This is a genomic window from Enterobacter sp. DC4 (assembly GCF_000568095.1).
Lineage (GTDB): Bacteria > Pseudomonadota > Gammaproteobacteria > Enterobacterales > Enterobacteriaceae > Enterobacter > Enterobacter pseudoroggenkampii.
Genome location: NZ_AZUB01000013.1, coordinates 67,695 through 83,436 on the forward strand (window position 1 = coordinate 67,695; position 15,742 = coordinate 83,436).

Genomic DNA, 15,742 nt, shown 5'->3' on the forward strand with positions numbered 1-15,742 from the left:
GGAGGTGTCCCGTGCCCTTTAAACCCTTAGTCTCCGCAGGCATCGAGAATGTACTGAATGCTTTCCTGTATCGCGCTCCGGCGCTGAAAGCTGCGCGTCAGCGGCTAAACGGGAAGGTATTGCGCATTGTTTTAAAAGAGTTATCGACGCCGCTTGTACTGGTCTTCAGCGAACGCCAGCTTGACGTACTGGGGAAGTGGGAAGGTGGAGCTGACTGCTCGGTCATCACGCACATGAGCGTGCTGCCAAAACTGCGCGATCGCCAGCAATTAACGGCGCTTATCCGCAGCGGTGAGCTGGAAGTAGAAGGCGACATTCAGGTCGTGCAGAACTTCGTTGCGCTCACCGATCTTGCGGAGTTCGACCCGGCAGAGCTGCTCGCGCCTTTTATCGGCGACATCGCCGCCGAAGGCATCGGGAAAGTCCTTCATGGTGGCGCCTCCTTTGCGCGTAAAAGCCTGCATCGTCAGCAACGCTATGCGGCGGAAGTGCTGACGGAGGAGTGGCGAATGGCACCCGGGCCATTGGAAGTGGCGTGGTTTGCGGAAGAGACCGCTGCTGTTGAACGTGCGGTTGATGCGTTAACCAAACGGCTGGAAAAACTGGAGGGCAAATGACGCCTGGTGAAATTCGGCGCCTCTATTTTATTATTCGCACCTTTTTGAGCTACGGGCTCGACGAGCTTATCCCCAAAATGCGTATCACGCTGCCGCTTCGTATCTGGCGGCGGATGCTGTTCTGGATGCCCAATCGCCATAAAGGTCAACCGCTGGGTGAGCGTCTTCGCCTGGCGCTGCAGGAGCTCGGTCCGGTTTGGATTAAATTTGGACAGATGCTGTCGACCCGTCGCGATCTCTTCCCGCCGCTTATTGCCGATGAGCTCGCGATGCTGCAGGACCGCGTCGCACCGTTTGACGGCGCGCGCGCGAAAAAGCAAATTGAAGAGGCGATGGGAAATGTACCCGTCGAGACCTGGTTTGACGATTTCGACATTCACCCACTGGCATCGGCCTCTATCGCGCAGGTGCATACCGCGCGTCTGAAAGAAAACGGCAAAGAAGTTGTTATTAAGGTCATTCGTCCGGACATCCTGCCCATCATCAAAGCAGACATGAAGCTGATTTATCGTCTGGCGCGCTGGGTACCACGCTTGCTGCCGGACGGGCGTCGCCTTCGTCCACTGGAAGTGGTGCGGGAATATGAAAAAACGCTGATTGATGAGCTTAACCTGCTGCGCGAATCGGCAAACGCCATTCAGCTGCGTCGCAACTTTGAAAACAGCCCGATGCTCTATGTTCCTGAAGTCTATTCTGACTACTGCAGCCAGAACATGATGGTAATGGAGCGTATCTACGGTATTCCGGTTTCGGATGTGGTGGCCCTTGAGAAGCAGGGAACGAACATGAAGCTGTTGGCCGAGCGTGGGGTACAGGTCTTCTTTACCCAGGTGTTCCGCGACAGCTTTTTCCATGCGGACATGCATCCGGGCAATATCTTCGTGAGCTACGAACACCCTGAGGATCCGAAGTACATCGGTATCGACTGCGGGATTGTGGGGTCACTGAACAAGGAAGATAAACGGTATCTGGCTGAGAACTTCATCGCGTTCTTCAACCGCGACTACCGTAAGGTGGCCGAGCTGCACGTCGATTCAGGCTGGGTGCCGCCGGACACCAACGTCGAGGAGTTCGAGTTCGCGATCCGGACCGTTTGTGAACCGATTTTTGAAAAACCGCTGGCGGAAATCTCCTTCGGGCACGTGCTGTTAAACCTGTTCAACACGGCTCGCCGCTTTAATATGGAAGTTCAGCCACAGCTAGTTTTACTTCAGAAAACATTACTTTACGTTGAGGGTGTAGGCCGACAGCTCTATCCTCAGTTAGACTTGTGGAAGACCGCGAAACCTTTCCTTGAGTCCTGGATTAAGGATCAGGTTGGCATTCCGGCGCTGGTGCGCTCGCTGAAAGAGAAAGGCCCGTTCTGGATAGAAAAAATGCCGGAAATTCCTGAACTGGTTTATGACAGTTTGCGTCAGAGCAAGAACCTTCAGCACAGCATGGATAAAATCGCCCGCGAGCTTCAGTCCAGTCGGGTACGCCAGGGACAGTCACGCTATCTCTTTGGGATTGGCGCAACGCTGCTGCTGAGCGGTACGCTGCTGCTGATCAACCGTCCGGACTGGCAGATGATGCCCGCCTGGCTGATGGCCGCCGGGGTGGTTGTCTGGCTTGCCGGATGGCGAAAAACGCGCTGAGTTTGCGTCGCTATCGACGGGTCGCATACGTATAATGCGACCTGACTAATTAATCATCTATCCCTGAGGAACATGTATGGGTGGTATCAGTATCTGGCAATTGTTGATCATTGCCGTCATCGTCGTGCTGCTGTTTGGCACCAAAAAGCTCGGTTCTATTGGTTCCGACCTGGGCGCGTCTATCAAAGGCTTCAAGAAAGCGATGAGCGATGATGAGAGCAAGCAGGATAAAACCAGCCAGGACGCTGATTTTACTGCTAAGTCCATCGCCGATAAGCAGGAAGAAGCCAAAAAGGAAGACGCTAAACGCCACGATAAAGAGCAGGTGTAAGTCGTGTTCGACATTGGTTTTAGTGAGCTCCTGCTGGTCTTTGTGATTGGCCTGATTGTGCTGGGGCCGCAGCGTCTGCCGGTGGCGGTGAAGACCGTTGCGGGCTGGGTTCGTGCGCTGAGATCGCTGGCATCGACCGTTCAGAATGAGCTGGCCCAGGAGCTTAAGCTGCAGGAATTTCAGGAAAGCCTTAAAAAGGTCGAGAAGGCGAGCATGGATAACCTGACGCCGGAACTGAAAGCGTCAATGGATGAGCTGCGCGAAGCGGCGGAATCCATGAAGCGCTCCTACAGCGTTAACGATCCTGAAAAAGCGAGCGATGAAGCGAACACCATCCATAACCCGGTGGTGAAGGGCAGCGAGGAGCAGCGCGAGGGCGTAACGCCTGCCAGCGCAGAACATCAGGCTGCCGCGCCAGAACAGACGCCGCAGGAAACCGAAGTGAAAAAACAGGTGCAGCCGGAAGAGCCGGTGGCAAAAACGGCGGAAGTGAAGCCCGCTGCGTCCGTTTCCGAATCATCCCCCTCGTCGAGTGATAAAGCGTAAACATGGCAGTAGATGATACTCAACCGCTGATTGCGCACCTCATTGAGCTGCGTAAGCGCCTGTTAAACTGCATTATTGCGGTTTTACTCATATTCCTGTGCCTGGTCTATTTTGCCAACGATATCTATCAGGTGGTCTCTGCACCGCTGATTAAGCAGATGCCGCTGGGCGCAACGATGATTGCAACAGACGTTGCTTCTCCGTTCTTCACCCCCATCAAGCTGACCTTCTGGGTGTCGTTGATTGCCTCAGCGCCGGTCATTCTTTATCAGGTGTGGGCGTTTGTGGCGCCAGCACTGTATAAGCACGAACGCAAGCTGGTGATCCCGCTGCTGGTGTCCAGCTCGCTGCTGTTCTATATCGGCATGGCGTTTGCCTATTTCGTTGTCTTCCCGCTGGCCTTCGGCTTCCTGACGCATACCGCGCCGGAAGGGGTTCAGGTGTCGACGGATATCGCCAGCTACCTCAGCTTTGTGATGGCGCTGTTTATGGCGTTCGGCGTGGCATTCGAAGTGCCGGTGGCCATTGTGCTGCTTTGCTGGGTAGGGGTAACAACCCCGGATGACCTGCGTAAGAAGCGTCCGTATATCCTGGTGGGCGCCTTTGTGGTCGGCATGCTGCTGACACCGCCGGATGTGTTCTCGCAGACGCTGCTGGCCATACCGATGTACTGTCTGTTTGAGGTTGGCGTCTTCTTCTCGCGTTTCTACGTGGGTAAAGGACGTCGAGCGGATGACGAAGACGATACGTCCGACAAGACCACCGAAGAGTAAAACCAGCCGCCCGTCAGGGCGGTTGTTATATGGGGATTTGCATGTTTGATATCGGACTCAATCTGACCAGCTCGCAGTTTGCGAAAGATCGTGATGAGGTGGTTGCGCGTGCGTTTGCTGCCGGGGTGAAAGGGATGCTGCTGACGGGCACCAACCTGCATGAGAGCGAGCAGGCGCAGCAGCTGGCGCAACGCTACGATCGCTGTTGGTCTACTGCTGGCGTGCATCCTCACGACAGTAGCCAGTGGACCCCGGAAAGTGGCGACACCCTGTACAGGCTGGCGAAGACGCCAGCCGTTGTGGCGATCGGCGAATGCGGTCTCGATTTCAACCGTAACTTTTCCACGCCTGAAGAGCAGGAAAAAGCATTCACTGCCCAGCTTGCGCTGGCGGCAGAGCTTGGAATGCCCGTATTTATGCACTGCCGCGACGCGCATGAGCGTTTCCTGGCACTTCTGGATCCGTGGCTGGATAAACTGCCCGGCGCGGTACTCCACTGCTTTACCGGTTCACGACAGGAAGCGCTGGATTGCCTGAAGCGAGGGCTTTATCTGGGTATTACCGGCTGGGTTTGCGATGAGCGTCGCGGGCTCGAACTTCGGGAGCTGTTGCCGGCGATCCCGGCTGACCGGTTGCTCCTTGAAACCGATGCGCCCTATCTGCTACCGCGCGATATGAAACGCAAACCGGCATCGCGGCGAAATGAGCCCGCGTATCTGGGGCATATTGTTGAGAGTGTTGCGAAGTGGCGCGGAGAGGATCCGCACTGGCTTTCGGCGCAGACGGATAACAACGTGCGTAATCTGTTCGGAATAAACGTTTAAAGCTTGCGGAAGTCGGTGTTTTTAACGCTCTGCAGCACCTGCTTGTTCAGCAGATTGAGCAACAGCATTGAGCGCGCTTCCCCGTCCGGCTCGGCAAAAATCGCCTGCAGGCCTTCGAAAGCCCCTTCGGTAATTACGACGCTATCGCCCGTGTAAGGGGTTTCGGGGTCGGTGATCCCTTCAGGCTGTTGATAAATCGACAGCTGATGAATGACCGTCGACGGAACCGTTGCCGGGTGAGCACCAAAACGAACGAAGTGGCTGACGCCACGCGTGGCGCTGATGGTGGTGGTGTGGATGACTTCCGGGTCGAACTCCACGAACAGGTAGTTCGGGAACAACGGCTCACTGACGGTTGTGCGCTTCCCGCGCTGCATTTTTTCAAGCGTGATCACGGGTGTCAGGCAATTTACAGACTGACGTTCAAGATGTTCCTGCGCGCGCTGAAGTTGCCCGCGTTTGCAATACAGTAAATACCAGGCCTGCATAATCACTCTTTCCCTTAGTTCGGGGCGCAAGCATATCAAAACCCTGGCGGGATCGCTAAGTTGATTATAATGGGGGAAAACGGTACAGAACGCATAAGTTCACGCTTATTTAACAAAATTACAGCATCAAGCAGGCTTACGCCGTATAATGAAGCGCTTACAGAGAGGCCATGATTAACTGCATGAAATACCACGATCTCCGCGACTTCCTGACGCTGCTGGAAAAGCAGGGTGAACTCAAACGTATTACACTTCCTGTTGATCCTTATCTGGAGATGACAGAAATTGCTGACCGCACCCTGCGTGCCGGTGGCCCCGCATTACTGTTTGAAAATCCGAAAGGGTACTCCATGCCGGTGCTGTGCAACCTGTTTGGTACACCGCGTCGCGTCGCACTGGGGATGGGACAGGAAGACGTCACGGCCCTCCGCGAAGTCGGTAAGCTGCTGGCCTTCCTGAAAGAGCCGGAGCCGCCGAAAGGCTTCCGCGATTTGTTCGACAAGCTGCCGCAGTTTAAGCAGGTGCTGAACATGCCCACCAAACGCCTGCGCGGCGCGCCGTGCCAGCAGAAAGTGCTGGAAGGCGATGCGGTTGATCTGACCAAAATCCCTGTCATGCAGTGCTGGCCGGAAGATGCTGCGCCGCTGATCACCTGGGGGCTCACCGTTACGCGCGGCCCGCACAAAGAGCGGCAAAACCTCGGTATTTACCGCCAGCAGCTGATTGGCAAGAATAAACTCATCATGCGCTGGCTGTCGCATCGCGGCGGCGCGCTGGATTTCCAGGAGTGGTGCGCTGCGCATCCGGGGGAGCGTTTCCCGGTGTCTGTCGCTTTAGGCGCCGATCCGGCCACCATTCTGGGAGCCGTCACCCCCGTGCCGGATACCCTTTCTGAATATGCGTTTGCAGGCCTGCTGCGCGGAACGAAAACCGAAGTCGTGAAGTGTATTTCTAACGATCTCGAAGTTCCGGCCAGTGCAGAAATTGTGCTGGAGGGTTACCTTGAGCAGGGTGAAATGGCGCCAGAAGGCCCTTACGGCGACCACACCGGTTATTACAATGAAGTGGATAACTTCCCGGTGTTTACCGTGACGCACATTACGCAGCGTGAAGATGCGATTTATCACTCCACGTATACCGGACGCCCACCGGACGAACCGGCGGTGCTGGGCGTGGCGCTGAATGAAGTGTTTGTGCCGATCCTGCAAAAGCAGTTCCCGGAAATAGTTGATTTTTATCTGCCGCCTGAAGGATGCTCGTATCGCATGGCGGTGGTCACGATGAAGAAGCAGTATCCAGGTCATGCTAAACGCGTGATGATGGGCGTGTGGTCTTTCCTGCGCCAGTTTATGTATACCAAATTTGTTATTGTCTGCGATGATGACGTTAACGCCCGCGACTGGAATGACGTAATCTGGGCCATTACCACGCGAATGGACCCGGCGCGCGATACGGTGTTAGTCGAAAACACGCCGATAGATTACCTGGATTTTGCCTCGCCGGTTTCCGGTCTTGGCTCAAAGATGGGACTGGATGCCACAAATAAATGGCCTGGCGAAACCGACCGTGAATGGGGTCGCCCGATCAAAAAAGATCCTGCTGTGACCGCGCGCATTGACGCGATCTGGGACGAGCTGGCCATAATGAATAACGGTAAACCCTGAGCTGACCGTTAAGCCCTATAGACTTCCCGACAGAGAGAGCGAATGACAACCTTAAGCTGTAAAGTGACCTCGGTAGATGCCATCACCGACACCGTATATCGCGTCCGTTTAGTGCCAGAAGCGCCATTCTCTTTCCGCGCGGGTCAGTACCTGATGGTTGTGATGGATGAGCGTGATAAGCGTCCTTTCTCTATGGCCTCAACGCCGGCGGAGCAGGAATTTATTGAGCTTCATATTGGTGCGTCAGAGCTTAACCTGTATGCGATGGCGGTGATGGATCGCATCCTGAAGGAACGTGAAATCGTGGTGGATATTCCGCACGGTGATGCGTGGCTGCGCGATGACGAAGACCGTCCGCTGATCCTGATCGCTGGCGGTACCGGCTTCTCTTATGTGCGCTCTATTCTGTTGACCGCCCTGGCGCGTAACCCGGACCGTGACATCACCATTTACTGGGGTGGCCGCGAAGAGAAACATCTGTACGATCTGTCTGAACTGGAAGCGCTGAGCGTCACCCATCCTAACCTGCGCATTGAACCGGTGGTTGAGCAGCCGGAAGAGGGCTGGCGCGGGCGTAGCGGTACGGTGCTGACGGCGGTGCTGCAGGATCACGGTACGCTGGCTGGGCACGATATCTATATCGCTGGCCGTTTCGAGATGGCGAAAATCGCCCGCGATCTGTTCTGTAACGAACGTGAAGCGCGTGAAGACCGCCTGTTTGGCGATGCGTTTGCCTTCATTTAAATAAAAAACCCGCCCCTGACAGGCGGGAAGAACGGCAACTAAACTCTCTCTCTTCGCCAGTGACGCCACTGGCGGCGAGGTACCTCTCGTAGGCTGGGAAAGCGCAGCGCCTCCCGGCAAAAGCCCGATGGTGCGATGCTTATCGGGCCTACGTATTAGACCTACACTCTCTCAAACACCGTCGCGATACCCTGACCCAGCCCGATACACATCGTTGCCAGACCAAACTGAGCATCTTTGCGTTCCATCAGGTTGATCAGCGTCGTGCTGATGCGCGCCCCGGAGCAGCCCAGCGGGTGACCGAGGGCGATCGCGCCGCCGTTGAGGTTAATCTTCTCATCGATCTGCTCCATCAGCCCCAGATCTTTAATGCACGGCAGGATCTGCGCGGCGAAGGCTTCATTCATCTCAAACAGATCGATGTCGCTGGCGGTTAATCCCGCTTTTTTCAGCGCCAGCTTCGAGGCCGGAACCGGGCCGTAACCCATGATTGACGGATCGCAGCCCACGACCGCCATCGAACGTACCCGAGCGCGAGGGGTTAAGCCCAGCTCGCGGGCGCGGCTTTCGCTCATCACCAGCATCGCGGCGGCACCGTCGGACAGCGCCGACGAGGTCCCTGCCGTGACCGTACCGGTGACCGGATCAAACGCCGGACGCAGCGTGGAAAGCGCTTCGACGGTGGTTTCCGGGCGGATGACTTCGTCGTAGCTGAACTGCTTCAGAACGCCGTCTGCGTCGTGACCGCCGGTCGGGATGATCTCATTCTTAAAGGCACCGGACTGTGTCGCCGCCCATGCGCGAGCGTGAGAGCGCGCGGCAAAGGCATCCTGCATTTCACGGCTGATGCCGTGCAGACGAGAAAGCATCTCTGCGGTCAGACCCATCATCCCCGCGGCTTTCGCCACGTTACGGCTCATCCCCGGGTGGAAATCGACCCCGTGGCTCATCGGCACGTGGCCCATGTGCTCAACGCCGCCCACCAGACAGGCCTGCGCATCGCCGGTCATGATCATGCGCGCCGCGTCGTGCAGCGCCTGCATTGACGAACCGCACAGGCGGTTCACCGTGACGGCCGGAACCGAATGCGGGATCTCCGCCAGCAGCGACGCGTTACGGGCGATGTTGAAGCCCTGCTCCAGGGTCTGCTGCACGCAGCCCCAGTAGATATCGTCCAGCGCAGCAGGATCCAGCGCCGGGTTACGCGCCAGCAGGCTACGCATCAGATGCGCGGAGAGGTCTTCCGCACGCACGTTACGGAATGCACCGCCTTTTGAACGGCCCATCGGGGTGCGAATCGCATCAACAATGACAACCTTTTCCATTGTGACTCCTTAAGCCGTTTTCAGTTCGCCAACCGGACGGGCTGGCTCAACTGCTGGATAGTAGGGTTCGTTATGGCGCGCTTTGTTACGCAGCCCTTCCGGCACCTCATAAAGCGGGCCGAGGTGCTGATACTGCTGAGCCATATCGAGATAGCGGGCGCTGCCGAGCGTGTCCAGCCAGCGGAACGCGCCGCCGTGGAACGGAGGGAAGCCCAGGCCGTATACCAGCGCCATATCCGCTTCCGCCGGGCTGGCGATAATGCCTTCTTCGAGGCAACGCACCACTTCGTTGATCATCGGGATCATCATGCGGGCGATGATCTCATCGTCGGTGAAGTCGCGTTTCGGCTGACTGACATCGGCCAGCAGGCTATCCACCGCCGCGTCTTCTTCTTTCTTCGGTTTGCCCTTGCTGTCTTCTTTATAGCGCCAGAAGCCCAGGCCGTTTTTCTGGCCGAAGCGGTTAGCGTCGAACAGCGCGTCAATGGCGTCGCGATAATCTTTCTGCATACGCTGCGGGAAGCCTGCCGCCATCACCGCCTGAGCGTGGTGGGCGGTATCAATGCCGACCACGTCCAGCAGATACGCCGGGCCCATCGGCCAGCCGAACTGTTTTTCCATCACTTTGTCGATTTTGCGGAAGTCCGCGCCGTCGCGCAGCAGCTGGCTGAAACCGGCGAAGTAAGGGAACAGCACGCGGTTGACGAAAAAGCCCGGGCAGTCGTTAACGACGATCGGCGTTTTGCCCATCTTGCTTGCCCATGCCACCACTTTGGCGATGGTGTCGTCAGAGGTTTTTTCCCCACGGATCACTTCGACCAGCGGCATACGGTGTACCGGGTTGAAGAAGTGCATCCCGCAGAAGTTTTCCGGACGCTTCAGCACGCTCGCCAGTTCGCTAATTGGAATGGTGGAGGTATTAGAGGCCAGCACGGTCTCAGGACGAACCTTGTCTTCCGTTTCCGCCAGCACCGCTTTTTTAACCTTCGGGTTCTCGACGACGGCTTCGACCACCACGTCGACACGGTCGAAACCGCTGTATTCCTGCACGGGCTGAATGGTGGAGATCACGCCTGCAAGCTTCAGCCCGTCAATTTTTCCGCGTTCCAGCTGTTTATTCAGCAGCTTGGCCGCTTCGGTCATGCCCAGCGTCAGGGATTTCTCGCTGATGTCTTTCATCACTACCGGCACGCCTTTCCAGGCCGACTGGTAAGCGATGCCGCCACCCATAATGCCCGCGCCGAGTACCGCCGCATGTTTTGGCGTCTCGACGTTTTTGGTCAGCTGTTTGGCTTTGCCTTTCACGAACTGATCGTTCAGGAAGATACCGACCAGCGCGCGGGCTTCATTGGTGTGCGCCAGCGGGACAAAGCTCTGATTTTCGAGCTTCAGCGCGTCATCGCGTCCGAGACGGGCAGCCGCTTCAATGGTTTTCACCGCCGTGATTGGCGCCGGGTAGTGTTTACCCGTCGTCTGCATCACCATGCCTTTGGCGATGGTGAAGCTCATGGTGGCTTCAATCTTGCTGAGTTTTAACGGTTCCAGCTTCGGCTGGCGTTTGGCTTTCCAGTCGAGATCGCCGTTAATCGCCTGACGCAGAATGGCGACAGCACCTTCAACCAGCTTCTCAGGTTTCACAACGCCGTCGACCAGACCGATTTTCTGTGCCTGTTCTGCGCCGACATCTTTACCCGCGGCAATGATCTCCAGCGCGCTGTCGGCACCCAGCATACGCGGCATACGGACGGAGCCGCCAAAGCCCGGCATGATGCCCAGCTTGGTTTCCGGCAGGCCGATGCGCAGGTCCGGTGTCGCCAGGCGATAGTCTGTCGCCAGCACGCACTCGCAGCCGCCGCCCAGCGCATAGCCGTTAACGGCGGAAATGGTCGGGACAGGCAGATCTTCCAGACGATTAAAGACGCTGTTGGCAAAGTGCAGCCACTGGCTCAGCTGTTCTTCCGGGACCAGGAACAGCGAAAGGAACTCGGTGATATCGGCACCGACGATAAAGGCCGCTTTGTTCGAACGCAGCAGCAGCCCTTTTAATTCAGGTTGTTTTTCAAGAACATCCAGCGCCTGGCCAAGACTGGCCACCGTCGCGGTATCAAGCTTGTTCACTGAGCCGGGGGCATCGAACACCAGTTCGGCAATGCCATCTTCCAGCCAGTTGAGGTACAGGGTGTCGCCTTTGTAGAGCATGTCAGTCTCCTGAATCCAGCAATTGGATCTGGTCATACCAGATGAATCGGAGTGTGGGATTTATGTTAATAAAATGCAAATTACTCATTAAGAAAATGCTGCATTGATCACGGTCGGTGGAAATCACGCAGCCGGAGTGAGGTGTGCTAAGATGCGATGACTTGAGGTCAAAAAAACGAAAGGAAGAATGATGGACTCACTGGCTTCGCTTTATAAAAATCATATCGTTACCCTACAAGAACGTACCCGCGATGTACTGGCCCGCTTTAAGCTGGATGCGCTGCTGATCCACTCCGGCGAGCTGATGAATACCTTTCTGGATGACCACGCTTATCCGTTCAAGGTGAACCCGCAGTTTAAAGCCTGGGTACCGGTGACGCAGGTTCCAAATTGCTGGCTGCTGGTGGATGGCGTGAACAAACCGAAACTGTGGTTCTACCTGCCGGTCGATTACTGGCACAACGTAGAACCGCTGCCGACCTCTTTCTGGACGGAAGAGATTGAGGTCATTGCGCTGCCGAAAGCGGACGGTATTGGCAGCCAGCTGCCTGCCGCGCGTGGCAACATCGGCTACATTGGCCCTGTTCCGGAGCGTGCGCTGGGTCTGGATATTCCGGCAGACAAACTCAACCCGAAAGGGGTGCTGGATTATCTGCACTATTACCGCGCATATAAAACCGACTATGAACTTTACTGCATGCGTGAAGCGCAAAAAACGGCGGTGAATGGTCACCGTGCGGCGCATGAAGCGTTCCAGTCGGGGATGAGCGAGTTCGACATCAATCAGGCCTATCTGACCGCGACAGGCCACCGTGATACCGACGTGCCGTACAGCAATATCGTCGCGCTGAACGAGCACGCATCTGTGCTTCACTATACCAAACTGGATCACCAGGTTCCGTCGGAAATGCGCAGCTTCCTGCTGGACGCAGGGGCAGAGTACAACGGCTACGCGGCCGACCTGACCCGCACCTGGGCGGCGAATGCGGACACCGAGTTCGCGCAGCTGATCAAAGACGTGAACGATGAACAGCTGGCGCTGATTGGCACCATGAAGGCGGGCACCAGCTATGTGGATTACCACATCCAGTTCCATCAGCGCATCGCCAAACTGCTGCGTAAGCACCAGATTGTGAAAGACATGAGCGAAGAGGCGATGGTCGAGAACGATCTGACCGGGCCCTTCATGCCGCACGGCATTGGTCACCCGCTGGGCCTGCAGGTGCACGACGTTGCGGGCTTTATGCAGGATGATACCGGTACACATCTGGCGGCACCGTCTAAATATCCTTACCTGCGCTGCACCCGCATTCTGGAACCGCGCATGGTGCTGACGATTGAACCGGGGATCTACTTTATCGAATCCCTGCTGGCGCCGTGGCGTGAAGGCCAGTTCAGCAAGCACTTCAACTGGGAAAAAATTGAAGCGCTGAAGCCGTTTGGCGGTATTCGTATCGAAGATAACGTGGTGGTTCACGAAAACGGTATCGAGAATATGACGCGAGACCTGAAGCTGGGCTGATGGAAAGCTGGCTGATACCGGCTGAACCGGTCACCTTTGTTGAGGAAATCAAGAAAAGCCGCTTTATTACGCTGCTGGCGCATACCGATGGCGTAGAGGCGGCAAAAGCGTTTGTCGAGTCCGTCCGGGCTGAGCATCCTGACGCCCGTCACCACTGCGTGGCGTGGGTAGCAGGGCCGCCGGACGATTCGCAGCAGCTGGGGTTTTCCGATGACGGTGAACCGGCGGGCACGGCCGGCAAACCCATGCTCTCCCAGCTAATGGGCAGCGGCGTGGGCGAAATAACCGCCGTGGTGGTGCGCTACTACGGCGGCATTTTGTTAGGCACCGGTGGGCTGGTTAAAGCTTATGGCGGGGGCGTACAGCAGGCGCTTAATATGCTGGTCACTACCCGCAAAACGCCGCTTACCGAATATACTTTATTATGCGATTACGCCCAGCTATCGGGTATTGAAGCGCTGCTGAGGCAGTTTAACGGTGTCATCGCACACAGTGAATATCAGGCAATGGTGCAATTACGCGTGGCGCTTCCTCAGGCGGAACTGGCTGCTTTTTCAGCAAAACTGGCAGATTTTAGTCGTGGTTCGTTGCAATTGCTGCCGATTGAAGAATAATCCCCACCTCACTTTTGAATACCAAAGGAAGCGGCAGAGATGCATTTTCGTGCCATAACCCGAATCGTTGGACTGCTGGTTATACTCTTTTCCGGGACGATGATTCTCCCTGGACTGGTGGCGCTTATCTACCGGGACGGCGCGGGGCGGGCATTTACCCAGACCTTCTTTGTCGCGCTGGCGATTGGCTCGCTGCTGTGGTGGCCAAACCGTCGCCAGAAAGGTGAGCTGAAATCTCGCGAAGGGTTTCTGATTGTGGTCCTGTTCTGGACGGTGCTGGGGAGCGTTGGTTCGCTACCCTTTATCTTCTCTGAACAGCCTAACCTGAGCATCACGGATGCCTTTTTTGAATCCTTCTCCGGTTTAACGACCACCGGGGCGACGACGCTGGTGGGGCTGGATTCACTTCCGCACGCCATTCTTTTTTATCGCCAGATGCTGCAGTGGTTCGGGGGGATGGGGATCATCGTCCTGGCGGTGGCCATTCTGCCTATTCTGGGCGTTGGTGGGATGCAGCTCTATCGCGCCGAAATGCCCGGACCGCTGAAAGATAACAAGATGCGCCCGCGTATTGCTGAGACGGCGAAAACTCTCTGGCTTATCTATGTATTACTGACGGTGGCCTGTGCGCTGGCGCTATGGTTTGCCGGGATGCCCGCTTTCGACGCCATCGGACACAGCTTCGCGACGATTGCTATCGGCGGGTTCTCCACCCACGATGCCAGCGTCGGCTACTTCGACAGCCCAACGATTAACACGATTATTGCCATTTTCCTGCTGATCTCTGGCTGTAACTACGGTCTGCACTTCTCTTTACTGAGCGGACGCAGCCTGAAGGTGTACTGGCGTGACCCTGAGTTCCGCATGTTTATTGGCGTCCAGCTGACGCTGGTAATTATCTGTACCCTGGTGCTCTGGTTCCATGATGTCTATAACTCCGCGTTGACCACGCTAAACCAGGCCTTCTTCCAGGTAGTATCGATGGCGACGACCGCCGGGTTTACCACGGACAGCATCGCGCGCTGGCCGCTGTTCCTGCCGGTGCTTCTGCTCTGTTCCGCGTTTATCGGCGGCTGTGCGGGGTCGACGGGCGGTGGCCTGAAGGTGATCCGTATTCTGCTGCTGTTCAAGCAGGGCAACCGTGAGCTGAAGCGCCTGGTCCACCCGAACGCGGTCTACAGCATCAAGCTGGGGAACCGCGCGCTGCCGGAACGTATCCTCGAAGCGGTGTGGGGGTTCTTCTCGGCGTATGCGCTGGTCTTTATCGTCAGTATGCTGGCGATCATCGCGACGGGAGTGGATGATTTCTCCGCCTTTGCTTCCGTCGTCGCAACATTGAACAACCTCGGGCCTGGCCTGGGGGTTGTGGCGGATAACTTTGCCAGTATGAACCCGGTCGCGAAATGGATCCTCATCGCCAATATGCTGTTTGGTCGTCTTGAGGTCTTTACGCTGCTGGTGCTGTTCACCCCTACATTCTGGCGCGAGTAAGGAGCCGTTGATGAAAACACTGATTCTTTTCTCTACGCGAGACGGGCAAACGCGTGAGATTGCCGCGTATCTGGCATCTGAATTAAAAGAGCTGGGGATTTACTCGGATGTGGTGAACCTGAACCGTGCTGAGCAGATAAGCTGGCAGGATTACGACCGCGTGGTAATTGGTGCATCTATTCGTTACGGGCATTTCCATCCGGCGCTGGATCGCTTTGTGAAAAAGCATACGGCGGTGCTCAACAAACTGCCCGGGGCATTTTACTCGGTCAATCTGGTCGCGCGTAAACCCGAGAAGCGCACGCCGCAGACCAACAGCTACACGCGCAAGTTTTTACTCAACTCGCCGTGGCAGCCTGATCTGTGCGCCGTCTTTGCCGGCGCGCTGCGCTACCCTCGCTACCGCTGGTATGACCGCTTTATGATCCGTCTTATTATGAAGATGACGGGGGGCGAAACCGACACGCGTAAAGAAGTGGTTTATACCGACTGGTCGCAGGTAGCTAGTTTTGCGCGAGAAATCGCACATTTAACGGGCGATTCGCGACATAAATAAGCGTTAAGTTTGAAAAGTGAGCGAACGAAAAGTTTTTTGTATTTTGTGCTTGTCACTTCAGAATAACTCCCTATAATGCGCCTCCACTGACACGGAACAACGGCACACACGCCGCCGGGTCAGCAGAGAATAGCGAAAATAAACGCTTGACTCTGAAGCGGGAAAGCGTAATATGCACACCCCGCGCCGCAGCGAAAAGCGAAGCGGCACTGCTCTTTAACAATTTATCAGACAATCTGTGTGGGCACTCAAAGTGACATGGATTCTTAATGTCTTCGGACAATAAATGAATACCAAGTCTCTGAGTGAACATACGTAATTCATTACGAAGTTTAATTCACGAGCATCAAACTTAAATTGAAGAGTTTGATCATGGCTCAGATTGAACGCTGGCGGCAGGCCTAACACATG

General features: G+C 56.1%; 15 protein-coding genes. 12 read left to right on the forward strand and 3 right to left on the reverse strand.

The features are described 5' to 3' along the window. Positions 1-11 precede the first annotated feature (11 nt). From ubiJ to tatD, 6 genes are all read left to right on the forward strand, one after another. Positions 12-617, forward strand: coding sequence for a ubiquinone biosynthesis protein UbiJ (ubiJ, locus tag P349_RS01580; RefSeq protein WP_032646064.1), 606 nt, complete (start codon positions 12-14; stop codon positions 615-617). Beyond that, on the forward strand, positions 614-2,254 hold the full coding sequence (ubiB, locus tag P349_RS01575) for a ubiquinone biosynthesis regulatory protein kinase UbiB (RefSeq protein WP_024907999.1): 1,641 nt from the start codon (positions 614-616) through the stop codon (positions 2,252-2,254). The genes ubiJ and ubiB overlap by 4 nt, the downstream gene beginning before the upstream one ends. Before the next feature lie 76 nt (positions 2,255-2,330). After that, complete coding sequence (gene tatA, locus P349_RS01570; RefSeq protein WP_024908000.1) at positions 2,331-2,585, forward strand: Sec-independent protein translocase subunit TatA; 255 nt, start codon at positions 2,331-2,333, stop codon at positions 2,583-2,585. 3 nt (positions 2,586-2,588) lie between these two features. Then, the gene (tatB, locus tag P349_RS01565) at positions 2,589-3,131 is read left to right on the forward strand and encodes a Sec-independent protein translocase protein TatB (RefSeq protein WP_024908001.1); all 543 of its coding nucleotides are present in this window, start codon (positions 2,589-2,591) and stop codon (positions 3,129-3,131) included. A 2-nt stretch (positions 3,132-3,133) separates the two neighbouring features. Then, positions 3,134-3,904, forward strand: coding sequence for a Sec-independent protein translocase subunit TatC (gene tatC, locus P349_RS01560; RefSeq protein WP_032646063.1), 771 nt, complete (start codon positions 3,134-3,136; stop codon positions 3,902-3,904). Between the two features lie 41 nt (positions 3,905-3,945). Next, a complete protein-coding gene (tatD, locus tag P349_RS01555) occupies positions 3,946-4,728 on the forward strand; it encodes a 3'-5' ssDNA/RNA exonuclease TatD (protein ID WP_032646062.1) in 783 nt (260 codons plus the stop codon). On the opposite strand, the gene rfaH is transcribed toward tatD, so the two are convergent. Further along, positions 4,725-5,216, reverse strand: a complete 492-nt coding sequence (gene rfaH / locus P349_RS01550; RefSeq protein ID WP_023309605.1) for a transcription/translation regulatory transformer protein RfaH — start codon at positions 5,214-5,216, stop codon at positions 4,725-4,727. The genes tatD and rfaH overlap by 4 nt on opposite strands. A gap of 173 nt (positions 5,217-5,389) precedes the next feature. On the opposite strand from rfaH, the gene ubiD reads away from it, so the two are divergent. Both ubiD and fre read left to right on the forward strand, forming a co-directional pair. Beyond that, the gene (ubiD, locus tag P349_RS01545; RefSeq protein ID WP_161798590.1) at positions 5,390-6,880 is read left to right on the forward strand and encodes a 4-hydroxy-3-polyprenylbenzoate decarboxylase; all 1,491 of its coding nucleotides are present in this window, start codon (positions 5,390-5,392) and stop codon (positions 6,878-6,880) included. Between the two features lie 42 nt (positions 6,881-6,922). Continuing rightward, positions 6,923-7,624: an NAD(P)H-flavin reductase gene (gene fre / locus P349_RS01540; RefSeq protein WP_032646059.1), complete on the forward strand. Its 702-nt coding sequence runs from the start codon at positions 6,923-6,925 to the stop codon at positions 7,622-7,624. Positions 7,625-7,785: 161 nt separating this feature from the next. Here the strand turns inward: fre and fadA are convergent, their stop codons facing one another. Together fadA and fadB are read right to left on the reverse strand one after the other, a co-directional pair. After that, the gene (fadA, locus tag P349_RS01535; protein ID WP_008501515.1) at positions 7,786-8,949 is read right to left on the reverse strand and encodes an acetyl-CoA C-acyltransferase FadA; all 1,164 of its coding nucleotides are present in this window, start codon (positions 8,947-8,949) and stop codon (positions 7,786-7,788) included. Between the two features lie 9 nt (positions 8,950-8,958). Beyond that, positions 8,959-11,148, reverse strand: a complete 2,190-nt coding sequence (fadB, locus tag P349_RS01530; RefSeq protein WP_032646058.1) for a fatty acid oxidation complex subunit alpha FadB — start codon at positions 11,146-11,148, stop codon at positions 8,959-8,961. 190 nt (positions 11,149-11,338) lie between these two features. Here fadB and pepQ point away from each other — a divergent pair, with 190 nt between their 5' ends. From pepQ to hemG, 4 genes are read left to right on the forward strand one after another with little or no spacing between them, the layout of a single operon-like run. After that, on the forward strand, positions 11,339-12,670 hold the full coding sequence (gene pepQ, locus P349_RS01525) for a Xaa-Pro dipeptidase (protein WP_032646057.1): 1,332 nt from the start codon (positions 11,339-11,341) through the stop codon (positions 12,668-12,670). Then, complete coding sequence (locus tag P349_RS01520; protein ID WP_024908007.1) at positions 12,670-13,284, forward strand: IMPACT family protein; 615 nt, start codon at positions 12,670-12,672, stop codon at positions 13,282-13,284. The genes pepQ and P349_RS01520 overlap by 1 nt, the downstream gene beginning before the upstream one ends. 39 nt (positions 13,285-13,323) lie before the next feature. Continuing rightward, positions 13,324-14,775, forward strand: a complete 1,452-nt coding sequence (trkH, locus tag P349_RS01515) for a Trk system potassium transporter TrkH (RefSeq protein ID WP_023309600.1) — start codon at positions 13,324-13,326, stop codon at positions 14,773-14,775. 10 nt (positions 14,776-14,785) lie between these two features. After that, on the forward strand, positions 14,786-15,331 hold the full coding sequence (gene hemG, locus P349_RS01510) for a menaquinone-dependent protoporphyrinogen IX dehydrogenase (protein WP_032646055.1): 546 nt from the start codon (positions 14,786-14,788) through the stop codon (positions 15,329-15,331). The last annotated feature ends 411 nt before the right edge of the window (positions 15,332-15,742 follow it).

Coding starts and splice junctions, on each gene's coding strand:
- ubiB (WP_024907999.1), top strand. CDS start 614: ATGACGCCTGGTGAAATTCGGCGCCTCTATTTTATTATTCGCACCTTT.
- tatA (WP_024908000.1), top strand. CDS start 2,331: ATGGGTGGTATCAGTATCTGGCAATTGTTGATCATTGCCGTCATCGTC.
- tatC (WP_032646063.1), top strand. CDS start 3,134: ATGGCAGTAGATGATACTCAACCGCTGATTGCGCACCTCATTGAGCTG.
- tatD (WP_032646062.1), top strand. CDS start 3,946: ATGTTTGATATCGGACTCAATCTGACCAGCTCGCAGTTTGCGAAAGAT.
- rfaH (WP_023309605.1), bottom strand. CDS start 5,216: ATGCAGGCCTGGTATTTACTGTATTGCAAACGCGGGCAACTTCAGCGC.
- fre (WP_032646059.1), top strand. CDS start 6,923: ATGACAACCTTAAGCTGTAAAGTGACCTCGGTAGATGCCATCACCGAC.
- fadA (WP_008501515.1), bottom strand. CDS start 8,949: ATGGAAAAGGTTGTCATTGTTGATGCGATTCGCACCCCGATGGGCCGT.
- fadB (WP_032646058.1), bottom strand. CDS start 11,148: ATGCTCTACAAAGGCGACACCCTGTACCTCAACTGGCTGGAAGATGGC.
- pepQ (WP_032646057.1), top strand. CDS start 11,339: ATGGACTCACTGGCTTCGCTTTATAAAAATCATATCGTTACCCTACAA.
- P349_RS01520 (WP_024908007.1), top strand. CDS start 12,670: ATGGAAAGCTGGCTGATACCGGCTGAACCGGTCACCTTTGTTGAGGAA.
- trkH (WP_023309600.1), top strand. CDS start 13,324: ATGCATTTTCGTGCCATAACCCGAATCGTTGGACTGCTGGTTATACTC.
- hemG (WP_032646055.1), top strand. CDS start 14,786: ATGAAAACACTGATTCTTTTCTCTACGCGAGACGGGCAAACGCGTGAG.